This is a genomic window from Brevibacillus sp. AG (assembly GCF_028369215.1).
In the GTDB taxonomy this organism is placed as follows: domain Bacteria; phylum Bacillota; class Bacilli; order Brevibacillales; family Brevibacillaceae; genus Brevibacillus; species Brevibacillus porteri.
In genome coordinates, this window is the sequence record NZ_JAQMYO010000017.1 from 81,797 (window position 1) to 92,746 (window position 10,950).

General features: G+C 48.9%; 13 protein-coding genes and 2 pseudogenes. All 15 read right to left on the minus strand.

Going from position 1 to position 10,950, the window contains the following annotated elements:
• Window positions 1–17: 17 nt before the first annotated feature.
• Complete coding sequence (locus POF51_RS29385) at window positions 18–1,223, minus strand: MFS transporter (RefSeq protein WP_083261592.1); 1,206 nt, start codon at window positions 1,221–1,223, stop codon at window positions 18–20.
• 31 nt (window positions 1,224–1,254) lie between these two features.
• Window positions 1,255–1,818: a thioredoxin family protein gene (locus tag POF51_RS29390; protein ID WP_069845727.1), complete on the minus strand. Its 564-nt coding sequence runs from the start codon at window positions 1,816–1,818 to the stop codon at window positions 1,255–1,257.
• Window positions 1,819–1,847: 29 nt separating this feature from the next.
• Window positions 1,848–2,237: an IDEAL domain-containing protein gene (locus tag POF51_RS29395; protein ID WP_069845729.1), complete on the minus strand. Its 390-nt coding sequence runs from the start codon at window positions 2,235–2,237 to the stop codon at window positions 1,848–1,850.
• Window positions 2,238–2,299: 62 nt separating this feature from the next.
• A complete protein-coding gene (locus POF51_RS29400; protein ID WP_069845731.1) occupies window positions 2,300–2,737 on the minus strand; it encodes an RrF2 family transcriptional regulator in 438 nt (145 codons plus the stop codon).
• A 233-nt stretch (window positions 2,738–2,970) separates the two neighbouring features.
• Complete coding sequence (locus tag POF51_RS29405) at window positions 2,971–3,450, minus strand: GNAT family N-acetyltransferase (RefSeq protein ID WP_069845733.1); 480 nt, start codon at window positions 3,448–3,450, stop codon at window positions 2,971–2,973.
• Between the two features lie 67 nt (window positions 3,451–3,517).
• The gene (locus POF51_RS29410; RefSeq protein WP_069845735.1) at window positions 3,518–4,498 is read right to left on the minus strand and encodes a quinone oxidoreductase family protein; all 981 of its coding nucleotides are present in this window, start codon (window positions 4,496–4,498) and stop codon (window positions 3,518–3,520) included.
• 32 nt (window positions 4,499–4,530) lie between these two features.
• The gene (locus POF51_RS29415) at window positions 4,531–5,118 is read right to left on the minus strand and encodes a DUF1802 family protein (RefSeq protein ID WP_069845737.1); all 588 of its coding nucleotides are present in this window, start codon (window positions 5,116–5,118) and stop codon (window positions 4,531–4,533) included.
• Between the two features lie 41 nt (window positions 5,119–5,159).
• Window positions 5,160–6,218, minus strand: coding sequence for a multifunctional transcriptional regulator/nicotinamide-nucleotide adenylyltransferase/ribosylnicotinamide kinase NadR (nadR, locus tag POF51_RS29420; protein ID WP_069845739.1), 1,059 nt, complete (start codon window positions 6,216–6,218; stop codon window positions 5,160–5,162).
• Window positions 6,206–6,919: a nicotinamide riboside transporter PnuC gene (gene pnuC, locus POF51_RS29425; protein WP_069845741.1), complete on the minus strand. Its 714-nt coding sequence runs from the start codon at window positions 6,917–6,919 to the stop codon at window positions 6,206–6,208. The genes nadR and pnuC overlap by 13 nt, the downstream gene beginning before the upstream one ends.
• A complete protein-coding gene (locus tag POF51_RS29430) occupies window positions 6,916–7,776 on the minus strand; it encodes a TIGR02452 family protein (RefSeq protein ID WP_069845743.1) in 861 nt (286 codons plus the stop codon). Before POF51_RS29430 ends, pnuC begins: the two co-directional genes overlap by 4 nt.
• A 24-nt stretch (window positions 7,777–7,800) precedes the next feature.
• Complete coding sequence (locus POF51_RS29435) at window positions 7,801–8,709, minus strand: NUDIX hydrolase (protein ID WP_069845745.1); 909 nt, start codon at window positions 8,707–8,709, stop codon at window positions 7,801–7,803.
• Window positions 8,710–8,978: 269 nt separating this feature from the next.
• Window positions 8,979–9,456: pseudogene (locus POF51_RS29440) on the minus strand (phosphoribulokinase); the annotation flags it as partial.
• A gap of 109 nt (window positions 9,457–9,565) precedes the next feature.
• Window positions 9,566–10,123, minus strand: a complete 558-nt coding sequence (locus POF51_RS29445; RefSeq protein ID WP_271756575.1) for a GNAT family N-acetyltransferase — start codon at window positions 10,121–10,123, stop codon at window positions 9,566–9,568.
• A gap of 177 nt (window positions 10,124–10,300) precedes the next feature.
• On the minus strand, window positions 10,301–10,555 hold the full coding sequence (locus POF51_RS29450) for a hypothetical protein (RefSeq protein WP_069845749.1): 255 nt from the start codon (window positions 10,553–10,555) through the stop codon (window positions 10,301–10,303).
• Window positions 10,556–10,669: 114 nt separating this feature from the next.
• Window positions 10,670–10,950: pseudogene (locus POF51_RS29455) on the minus strand (hypothetical protein); the annotation flags it as partial.

The following is a 10,950-nucleotide window of genomic DNA, read 5'->3' on the forward strand; positions in this document are numbered from 1 at the left end:
CAAAAAAATGTCAAGGGTTAGGCCACGACGCGCTTCACGCTGCGACGGCTTTCCACCTGCGACAAGAACAAGCTGAGAATCAGGATAATCGCGCCGAACAAATACGGTGCGTTCAAATGAACCCCGTACAGCGTACCTGCCACTGCTGGGCCGAAAATATTCCCCAGACTCATATAAGCATTGTTCATCCCTGCTACGAAGCCCTGTTCATCCCCTGCTCGCTTGGAAATCAGCGTGTTGATTGCCGGACGCATAATCGACGTCAGGGTAAAGAAGATAACTGTCATAATTAGCATATACCAGAAGTTACCGGACAACAGCATCAGCACCATCGATACAGCAGACAAGAAGAACGTCACGTTAATGAGCTTCTTCTCGCCAAAACGAGTAATGAGCTTGCCGATTAGCGCTCCCTGCACAATCGTACCAGCAAGTGCTCCCACTGTGATAATGATGGAAATATCACGCGGAGTATAAGCGAACTTCGCATCGACGAACAGCGGGAAGATAACTTCGAAGTTCGCCAAGCCAAATGTCATCGTAAAGATCAGCACCAGCATGATGAAGTACGACGATTGAAACGATTTGCCGAGTTGTACGAAGATGTTTTCCTGCTTCTCTTTGCCTTTTCGTGCCGCGAACTGCTTTTCCTTCGGAAGTGATTCTGACAAGAAAAAGATGGAACCAAGTGTGGCTACCGCACCAACTGCCGCAGAAATGTAGAACGGCATACGCAAGCCAAGCTCCGCCAAAAACCCGCCAATACCAGGTCCGATAACAAATCCGAGCGACATGGCAGCTCCGAGCATCCCCAGTCCTTTTCCACGTTTATCCTCTGTCGTGATGTCTGCTACATACGCCAGCATGGACGGAATCATCGCTGCTGCCCCGATTCCGCCGATCAGACGAGAAAGGTAGAGCACCCAAGTCTGTTCAGCTAAGGCAAAGACCAGATTGGAGATCGTAAACAGGACGAGTCCCGATACAATCATGATTTTTCGACCGTACTTATCTGACCATTCCCCCGCAATCGGAGAAAACAGAAATTGGGTCACACCAAAGGCCGCCACCAAGTATCCGGCTGTCTCCCCACCCGCGCCGAACTCTTTAAGAAATTCGGGCAAAATTGGAATAATCAAGCCAATTCCCAGCATGGCGATAAACATGTTGATCATTAGGAAGAGAATCGGTCGCTGACTATTCTCTTGTTTACTCATATTCATTTATCCATTCCTATCCTATAGATTTTTCTCTTTAGCCTTGCAGTTTCGCTTTCACACTCTCAATCACCGTGCGCCAAATGGCAGGGTCTGTAGATATCTTTTGCTTGAAGTTGCGGTACAACTCCTTTTGCTTTTCCTCAAAATCTGGAGCGTCTGTAGCCAGCAATCCTGCACGGGCAGTCGTAATCATTTCCTGCACTTCTGGAGAGCGCGGGCCCCAAACTCTTGCCTCGTAGCCATCCTGGTCGAGGAAGATAAAGATCGGGATCGCACGTGCTGTGCCATTGGTCAGGTATTGATCCATCAACTCCAGATTTTCGTCGCGGATGAGAAAGCGCAATTCGATGTTGCTTTCCTCGGCAATTCGCTGAATGACAGGAACGCACAAGGAAGCATCCCCACACCAGTCTGCGGTCAACACGATCCCTTTCCAATTGTGTTGGGAGAGATCACCAAAGAACGCCAGATCCTCGTCTGTAAATGTGAGCTGATCGTATACCCGAGACAGCTCTTCTTTGTTGACGTTCATGCTTTCTTTGTACGCAGCAAAGCTCATTCCTTTTTCAAACCAACTGTTCTGATTCACGTTAGACATACTCCGTACTCCTCCTGTATAGTGAAAAATTATTGCTCCCAAATAGCAGAAGTTCCCAAGCGATTGCGAATGGAAGAGCTTCTTGTTTGGCGGGCTTCTTTCCCTGACGTCTGTTTCATGTTGCTTGCCTTGGCAGTCAGGTCTATAAACCACTCTCTATCTTTGGTTGCGAGGGCGAGGTCGATCAAATCATGCATGTGCTCTTCATCATCAAAAGAACCTACCGGAATGCGTTCCATCCACTGTCTTGGAATCACCACCTGCTTGCCGATCGTCTCTTCGTTGTCGCATTGAACCACATAAACTTTCGCGGTACCTCGCAATGAATCATCTGTTTCGACGAAGCCTTGAACTAACTCGCCGAATTTGGTTTTGCCCAACACCCATTCTCCGACTTCCAATAACTCATCTCGATTCATTCTCGTGCACCTCCTAATTGTAACGGAAATTATTACAGTTTCCATGTTAAAAATTTGTATGGTTACTGTTGCGAGTTCTCCTGACATCCTTGACGGACTTTATCTAATACGGTCTGGATCGTGATTTGTTCCAAATACTTCGTAAAGTACATCTCTGCTTCTGTAAAAATCTGATCCATGACTCCGTGCATATTCGCAGAAACCTGACACGCTTCTTGCGGATCTCCCGAACACCAGTGCGGCTTAAGCGTACCGTTCGAGATCGAGCAATAAATCTCGGCCAAGGTGACCTCATTCGGGTCGCACGCAAGTATATAACCTCCGCCAATTCCCTCTTTGGTCTTCACAAACCCGTTCTTACGCAGAATGCTCATGATTTTGCGAATTCTGGCAGGATTCGTACATACATTTTTTGCGATGAGCTCACTGCTTGCCATATGCTCTGGGATATGAGCCAACAAAGCCAAGCTGTGAACAGCTATGGTAAATTCACTATTCACGTCACAGACGGCCTCCTTGCGAAGAGTACTGTAATAATAATTCGTACAGTTACGAATGTCAACAATTGTGTGGGGGCAAACTTTTTAATAAGCCGGAGGCTTTCATTCCGCGGTGGTCGGGGGGAAGCGCAGGCACATGTTTCCAGTCGCCTTTTTCCTCACTTCGTTCGGGCGGTCTCCTTCCAAACATGTACCTACGCTTTTCGGACAGCTATTACTTCTTCGTTGCTTTTTTAAATAAGTTTTTTTATAAAAAGGATTTCATCGCGGATGGGGATGCCGTTGTCTGCGATAAGGGGGATTTCTGGTTTGATTTGGCGGGCCTTGTCCACTGCATTGATGTACAGCTCGTGAAGCTGATAGCCTCTTTTTTGGTAAAAGCCCATGGCGTGCAGGTTATCGTTGGTGGTGACGAGCTTTATGAGGTGGCAGCCTTTTTCTTTGGCGGTCTGTTCTACTTGATTGAGAAGGGCGGTCCCGATTCCTTTGTTTTCGATCACGCTGTCCAAGGAAATGATTTCACATTCCTGATCTTCGAGTACATAGGAAATAAATCCGTTGATTGCACCATCTTCACCCTTCACTGCATAGCCGTCCAGCGCATCGCATTGGAAGACGCCACTGGAGATGACCATTTGCGGACTTCCCCAGTGGTGGATGAAAAATTCAGTGATGACGTTTTTGTCCAGTTCGCTTGTTGAAATCATCTGCATAGCATTCACCTCTCAAAAATGATAAAGAGAAAGCCCCTGCTTGTGAGTCAGCAAGGGCTCCACATCATTACGAACGCACATCCAGCAGTACTTTTCCCGTGCTCGCCCTGCTCTCGACCCACGCATGGGCGCTCGCTGCGTCTTCCAATGCAAAATGCTTACCGATCTTGATGTCGAGCTGGCCATTCGCCAAATACTCCAAGACTTGCTTCGCTGTATCCTGCAACAAGTTTGGACGCAGCTTACGTGTCGTACCAAAGCTGAAGCCTAATACAGAGCGGCAGCTGGCATGCAGGTCGATGGTCTTGATCTGACCGATTTCGCCGCTGGCATTGCCGAAATGGACGAGTCGACCGTACCATGCGAGACACTCGAGACTACGCTCGCTCACCGTTCCGGAAATTGAGTCCAAAATGACATCGGCTCCCGCACCATCTGTCAGCTCACGTACCTTTTCCACAAAATCTTCACGATCATTGCAAATCACATGGTCGGCACCGGCTGACAAGGCAAGTTCCGCCTTTGCTTCATTACCAACTGTGCCGATGACACGTCCTGCTCCAAGCAGCTTCGCTAATTGAATCGCCGTCGTCCCGATTCCGCCTGCCGCAGCGTGAATCAGTACGGTTTCCCCTTTGGCAATGCGTGCAACCTTCGCCAGTAGCTGATACGAAGTAAATGACACGACTGGGCAAGCGGCTGCTGTTTCCATGCTGATGTGATCTGGCAGGGCAAAGGTCAAGCTCTCATCCGCCACGATATACTCAGCGTAAGATCCGTTGGCCGGAAATGCGATGACTCGTTGTCCCACCTTCAGGCTTTGCACCTCTTCCCCTACCTGTTCGATCACGCCAGTCGCATCGAGTCCGGGAATAAACGGCAGCTTGGCTGCGCCCTTTTTTCCATATCTGGATTTGATATCGGCAAAATTGACACTGGTCATCTCGACGCGGATCAGGACCTGTGTAGGTGACATGGTCGGCATCTCGACTTCCGTATATTTCATCGTTTCTGGCCCGCCTAATTCCGTTACCAAGATCGCTTTCATAAGAACCCTCCAGGCAAGATAATAATGGAATGTTAGTTTTGCAGAATGGTCATGATCGCAGCTTTTTTCGCTGCGAACTCCTCGTCGGAAAGCACAGGGGTAAACGCAGCTCGCGGAATGTCCACCAATAGATCATGCCAAGATTTGCAGCCTTGATAAGCAGCGTCAATCGGGATTTCTACCGGCTGCTCTAATCGATACATCCGCACGAACAAAATGTGCAACGGCTGTTTTTTCTTCCAATGCAAACGCACATCTGCAAAATTATCCGTCCAGATATGGAAGGGCGATAGCTCACGCAGCTTGGCTTCGTCCATCAACTCTACATCGTCGGTTACTTCGGCAAAATATTCGATAGTCACCGTCTTCTTATCCATTGTGCAGCCTTCAAGGGTCGCGTCCAAAAGGTGTTGGTAGTCTGCCTTTACCATGTCGCGCTTTTGGTGCTCATAGGTCGGATACAAATAAAATTGATTGTTTTCCAAGCGGAATTCTCGTGTTTCTTCGTATAATCCACCCTTGCGGATCGTGATGATCTGCTCACCTTCTCCAAGTGCTTTGACGGCGACTGCCCATTCCTTCAAGCTAAGGGGGGATAGCGGCTGTACGAACGACTGCATGCAGCACGGCTCCCTTCTACTGTCAGAATCGTTTGATGACTTTAGTCTAGCCCAATTCCAGCTCGTTGAGAAGTCGTCTTCAACAGTTGATCGACATGCTGCATAGCTCCTTGCAGTCTCTCGGCATAATTTCCTCGCAGTGTCACGTACGTAATTCCCCGCTCATCCAGCATCTGGCGCAGCTTTTCATGATTGTGCAGGCGCACTTGCTCCTCTCCGTGTACACGCAGTCCATCATCCACCCACGCGACATCTGGCTCCATGAACAGCCACAAATCGTACGCTTGCTCTTTGGCAATCTGGTCGAGAACAGGGAAGGTTTGCCCGGTGTACAGTTCGGAGTAAAACTGGGTGACAATCGCTTCGGTATCGATGAACAAGAGCTTGTTGGCTTTCTGGAGCGCTTCGTACTCTTTCATTTTGTGACCGTACGCGATATGCGGAAAATACTCCGGTGTCAAAATCGTATCGCAGCCCCCGACCTCTTCGCAGATTGTGCGTCCATATTCCTCGACAAACACGGTGTTGTAGATTTTCGCTAGATAACGGGCCAAGGTCGATTTCCCGCAGCTCTCTGTTCCTACCACCACTACCTTTTTGACGAAATAGGGCTGAACAACAGCAGGAATGTGCTGCCAATGGGTGTAGACACCTTCGTTGCGAATTTGGGTAGCGGAGATCGGCACTTGGCTGCGTGATTCATCGAGAATGATGTGCGCTGCCTCCGGGTATAAACGGCGAAATATCGGATCGTAGGCGGACTCGGAGCTGAAGACCAGATCGATTTTTTTCCCGATCTTGCGCTTGATGTCCGCTGCTCCCGCCTCCCAATCGTAGTTCTCATCGCTATCCGCACAATCCTCGACTGCAAGCACACGGACATTTTCCATGTCCTTGACCAGCGTGGACAGCCATCTCAACCGTACTTCAAAGGGAATTGGCTTGATTCCTGCCTCCTCACACAGCTTTCGGTCGCGAATCGAGCTATGCGAAAGAACGACGTACAGTTCGTCGCAGCGGCAGGCCGCCTGTGTAATCGCGTATACATGTCCCTGATGCAGTGGCAAAAATTTGCCGCCAATGAAGCCTATGCCCCCCATGTCTGCTCCTCCCTTTGCTTGCGGTACTGTCTCACCCAGTTCATTAAGCCGTAGATGGCATTTACCAAATAAGCGGACCACATAACCAGCATCGAGATATCGCTTCCGTCCTTCAAAAACGCTACCAGCCACATGTAGATCGTGAACAAATCAATGATGATCCAGACCACCCACTGCTCGACCAAACGCTTCACCATAAAGAGCATCGCGATGACGGAGAGAACAGCCGTCAAGGAATCGACAAAAGGCAAGGCCCCGCCCATTTGCTTCAATACAAACCCGTAGACAATCGTTGCGATGATGCTCAAGATCGTCCACCAGATGCGTGCTCGGTTGGACAAAATCGTAATCTTGACGTCATTTTGTTTGACTTCGGACACGCGGTTTTTGCGCCACAGATAGAGACCTATGAATTGCATCGGCAAAAAATAGAGAAGATTCAGCATTACTTCACCATAGTACTTTTGCCCATACGCCACGAATGCGTACAAAACCACATTGATGATACCCGGGTAGTAACTCCACGTCTTTCCTTTGGCGACGAGCACGACACTCAGCATCCCTGTCAAAGACGCGATCAAGCCGATTAATGTATCATCCAGCGCGAAATACAAGTAGAGGGTAACGAGTGTAAACGAGATGAGCCATATTTTTTCAAACCAATTCCAGTCTGCTAAAAAGCCGGTGCTTTTCGCATTCATGCGAATCTCTCCTTGAACGCTCGCAGGTTTTCCTGGCGCGCAGAATTGTCATAGACGGCAAAAACGATGTGGTCAAAAAGCTGTGCATACTGCTCCTCGATCAAAACAGTCGCAAAGTAATCTGCTACGTCCTCCGCTTTGTTGCGGAATACTCCGCAGCCATACGCTCCCAAAATGATCGTCCGGTGGTTGTGAATGGCTGCTGCGCGCAAAATTTTCCGGATGCGCTCCTTCATGACAGGGCCAATCTTCGCGATATTTTCAGGCTCTCGCTCACGAACAACCCCCGCATTCACAGCAGGCGCCGTAACAAAAGACAAGAGGTATGGATCATGCAAAAGCTGGTCGCTGTGGTCGCGGAGCACAGGGACCAGCGGTGAATAAATCATGTAGTCGGAATAAAAGCAGGTTTTCAATTGGCGATGATAGGTGTACATTTCCTGCATTTGCACGATGCAAGGATACAGCCCGGAGGAACGCGCCAAGCTCTCTTCCTGCGCTTGGCTTCCCCCGAGGAATCCTCCGCCCGGATTTTTGGCGGAAGCAAAATTCAAGCATACGGCATCTGGTCGTTTCTCGTGAACGACGAGGCGCTTGGCTGCATCCAGGCTGGATTCCGAGGTAACCTCGACTTTGGCGCGCAGCTGTGCAGCCGTTGTTTGATGCAATGGCAGTTGCACTGTGTCTGCTTCCAAATCATTTGGACGATACAGCACCGACTTGCTGATTGCAGCTGCTAGATCCTCCGTAATGCTCTTCTTTTCTCCCGCTTTGTTCAGGTAATAGCCCTGCTCTATGATTTGCAGCGTCTCTTGCGCGATTCGCACGCGCACGCTTCGATTGTGTCCCTGATTCATTGTGATTTCCTCCCTAGTACGGGGCTACGTCTGATCCATCCATTCCGGATTAAAGCTGAAATACTTGGATGGTCGGTGCCCGGCGTGTTTTCGATATTGATTCGTTTCCAGCACTTTGTCGGCTACCTTCCTCCGAAACGCCGCAGCCAACAGTTCACGTCCCAAAACCACCTCGTACACCTGTTGCAGATCGCTTAGCGTGAACAGCTCCGGCATTAAGGCAAAGGCGATGTCCGTGTATTCAATCTTGTTACGCAATCGCTCCAGTGCGTATTGAATGATTTTGGCGTGATCAAATGCAATGTTGTTCGTCTCTACAATTTCGCGGGTCTCACGTACGGTACGGCCCGTTACTGTTTTGGTGATCTTAATGGTGGCAGACAGCTCTTCACTCTCGTGCACAAGGCGCAGCTGCAGCCATTTTTCAGTAATGGAGCCGTCCGGTGTCGCCGTCTTCGATTCTTTCAGCCACCTGTCCTCGATGCGGTACCACTCCGCTTCATCTGCATCATCCCCTGCTTGCAGCTGTAAAGACGAGCTATCTACCAAGGCCATGTACGACGTGCTGATGACCCATGTCCGCGGATCTCTGCCCGTATCTCCCCAGGTGTAGAGCTGCTCCAAGTAAATGTCGTCTACGTTTGTTTCCGTACGCAACTCGCGTCTGGCTGCCTCCTCGAGACTCTCCCCGGGTGTAACAAACCCGCCTGGCAACGCCCATTGGCCGATATACGGATGCTCCCCACGCTTCACAAGCAATATTTTCAACGACTTGGGTGAGAGCTTGCGGTAATTCTCCTCCAGCTCATCCATCACGGTGAATACCAGCATATCGACTGTCACAGACGGCCGCTCGAATTGGCTGACATCATAAGCCTCCAAGTACTCCCGTTCGGTTTGACCTCGTTTATTGACATTTGGTTTATCGTTCATGCAATCGCCTCTTTTAGCTGCTGAATTGTTGTTGTCTTTTTGTTATTAACAAATTGTTATTATCAAGTTGTTGGTATCATATTACTCTTTCCTGTTTTTGGTGTCAACTAATAAAATCAGAGTAGGTTGTTATCAAAAAAGCTACGTTGTGTTCAGTGAAAATAAAGTATTAGACCGGAACCCCTTATGGTACAAGGAGTTCCGGTCTTCTATATCACTAGATATTTGAAAATTAGTTTTAGACTGACTCATTTTAACTATCGATCCCGTTAGCTGAATAATTTAAAATCAAATGTATTTTTTTCTAGACATAATCCTTCATCAGAAGCTTTGATAATAATATCAAACCGCTGACTGTACGGATGCATAAACACTTCGTACTGAATCCGACGTTCTTCATGTGACTGCTTTAAATAGTTGATATCGGTTCCTCTTTCAACAATATCACGGCTCAATCTTCTCTTTAATTAAGTTTCACCATGCAACACTCATTCCTTCAACAATCGTTACTTTGTTTTTTGAAGAGATTAACTCGCTCTTCACATAATAAGTATCTATCGTATATAAATCTAAACCGTCTCTAACCATCTGAACATCTCTTTCTAAAGAAGGCAAATGATGTGCTGATGGATGACAAGCAGTCATTTTATAACGGTGATTTTCGTTTTGATATGTATAGTCGATAATTGTATGCTTTCGTATGTTCGAACTAACAATATACGAATCTGTATTAATGTAATTCACTTCAATACATCAAATAGGATCTGTCCTTGCGACAGCTCCACGCTAGCCATTCGATCAGGGCAAGACGGCCGATCGGTGGCCTCGGCGAGCCGTCGCGCTGTCGGGCATGAGCTCAATCGGACGGCGTGCCCGGGTACCATACGCCGAGCCACTGTTCGGCGCCGTAGTCCTCGAACCGCTCCACCTCGGTGAACCCCAGCTTCACCGCGACGCGCATCGAGCCCTCGTTGGCGGTCTGGGTGGAGAGCACCACCGGCTCGCCGGGATGCGCGTCGGCGAACCAGTCGAGCGCCGCTGCGCACGCCTCGGTGGCGTACCCGTGTCCCCACGCCTGCGGTAGGAACATGTAGCCGAGCTCGGGCTCCCCGCCCTCTGGACGGATGTGACCCTTACGCTCCGGGTCGCGCCGATCGAGCGTGATCATGCCGATCGTTGTTCCGTTGAGCTCTACCACGAAGAAGCCGAAGCGCTGCCCGGGCACTTCGGGCAGCGCGCGCTCGAGCTCGTCACGCGGTCGGGAGCCGCCGACGTAGGTGCCCACCTCTGGTGAGGCGAAGAGGTCGATCAGCGCCGCACGGTCCCAGGCCTTGGACTGGCGGAGCACGAGCCGCTCGGTCTTGATCGGGGCAGGTGGCCAGGTGACGGGGTGCACTGTGATCTCATCCGACATGGTGTAATCTCCCTTCTCTACTTAATTCTGTTTGTCCATGTCTAACAGCATATATCATTCATGTATTCCTCCTTGAGACCACCTAAGATAATTTCTTTAATATTGGGGTACCGCCGACAAAACGCGGAAAACGTACGCTAAGCAATTCGTTGCATAAAAAGCGAGCTCTCCCTTTCTCTACAAGGGGATCGCTTTTCGTAAATCACAGCAAAGCTGAAAGACGAAACCAGCAATTTTCTCATTTAGCGATATTAAATAGGGAAACCTAGAGCAATCTGTCCAGTATTCGTTTAACGGATATTCACCAAATTTCCCGTTATCTTCAATCTGCAGATCCATAAACTCAGAGAAATCGTAAATATAGAATTGCAAAAGGTTGCTGAGTGTTTCCTTTTCATCCAAGGTCGCTCTCTTAATTTCATAGTTCTTCAATAAAATACCCCTTTTAAGTAGTTTCCCCCAAATGTTCGATATTCGGTAAAACATTCAATTCCCCTTTTTTGGTTCATTGTTCTAAACTGCTAGTCTAATACTCTATTAATCAGTCTAAAAATTTGTTATCTCTGTACACGTAGAAGAAGCGCATTTCCAGTCCAAGCGCCTCTGGAGCCCGCCCCAGCGTAGGAATAAATGGCGGGGGTTTTCAGCTTTTATCACATACAAAAACGCTTTAGCGTTTTCAGGTTTGAAGCGCTCCCGCCATTTATTACGAAGCGGACAGTTATACCCCTTGAGGGGCGGAGGACGAAGCGTAGACTGGAAATGCGCTTCTTCCACCACCAAAGCCACTTTTTTAACCAAATGCAAAAAAGCCCCCTGCCAGCTCA

Excerpts from the sequence above, each read along its gene's own strand:
- POF51_RS29445 (WP_271756575.1), bottom strand. The coding sequence starts at position 10,123 with ATGTCGGATGAGATCACAGTGCACCCCGTCACCTGGCCACCTGCCCCG.
- POF51_RS29385 (WP_083261592.1), bottom strand. The coding sequence starts at position 1,223 with ATGAATATGAGTAAACAAGAGAATAGTCAGCGACCGATTCTCTTCCTA.
- POF51_RS29430 (WP_069845743.1), bottom strand. The coding sequence starts at position 7,776 with ATGAATCAGGGACACAATCGAAGCGTGCGCGTGCGAATCGCGCAAGAG.
- pnuC (WP_069845741.1), bottom strand. The coding sequence starts at position 6,919 with ATGAATGCGAAAAGCACCGGCTTTTTAGCAGACTGGAATTGGTTTGAA.
- POF51_RS29390 (WP_069845727.1), bottom strand. The coding sequence starts at position 1,818 with ATGTCTAACGTGAATCAGAACAGTTGGTTTGAAAAAGGAATGAGCTTT.
- POF51_RS29395 (WP_069845729.1), bottom strand. The coding sequence starts at position 2,237 with ATGAATCGAGATGAGTTATTGGAAGTCGGAGAATGGGTGTTGGGCAAA.
- POF51_RS29405 (WP_069845733.1), bottom strand. The coding sequence starts at position 3,450 with ATGCAGATGATTTCAACAAGCGAACTGGACAAAAACGTCATCACTGAA.
- POF51_RS29410 (WP_069845735.1), bottom strand. The coding sequence starts at position 4,498 with ATGAAAGCGATCTTGGTAACGGAATTAGGCGGGCCAGAAACGATGAAA.
- nadR (WP_069845739.1), bottom strand. The coding sequence starts at position 6,218 with ATGGGGGGCATAGGCTTCATTGGCGGCAAATTTTTGCCACTGCATCAG.
- POF51_RS29415 (WP_069845737.1), bottom strand. The coding sequence starts at position 5,118 with ATGCAGTCGTTCGTACAGCCGCTATCCCCCCTTAGCTTGAAGGAATGG.
- POF51_RS29435 (WP_069845745.1), bottom strand. The coding sequence starts at position 8,709 with ATGAACGATAAACCAAATGTCAATAAACGAGGTCAAACCGAACGGGAG.